1 protein-coding gene is annotated in these 342 nt (G+C 29.5%); it reads right to left on the reverse strand.

Features of this window, described 5'->3' with window-relative positions:
- A partial coding sequence (locus IU405_RS00870; protein ID WP_317193333.1) for an FIST N-terminal domain-containing protein occupies positions 1–342 on the reverse strand: 342 nt, incomplete at both ends.

A 342-nucleotide genomic window follows, 5' to 3' on the forward strand; every position in this document is an offset into this window, starting at 1 on the left:
ATGACACTTCCGTCGGAAATTACCAACACATATTTTAAATTTTCTTGATCAAACTGTTGAATCAATTCGTATCCTGCTTGAAAACTATTCACAGCCTGATTTTGATTTTTTACATTGACAGTTTTGATTTCGAAACTACTTTTTTCAAATTCAATTGCAGTAATAGTAATTCCATCATCATCTACAGAATGTGCAGAAATATCTCCAGCTGATGAACCAAAAACAATTTCGCCATCTTTAAAAATTTCTCTTATTTCTTGATAGATTTCTTTTTTTTCTAACAAATACCTGCTTCCAAAAACCAATACAAGTGGTTTTATAAGAGTTTTATTTTCTCCTAAA

The organism is Polaribacter sp. BAL334, from assembly GCF_015767435.1.
In the GTDB taxonomy this organism is placed as follows: domain Bacteria; phylum Bacteroidota; class Bacteroidia; order Flavobacteriales; family Flavobacteriaceae; genus Polaribacter.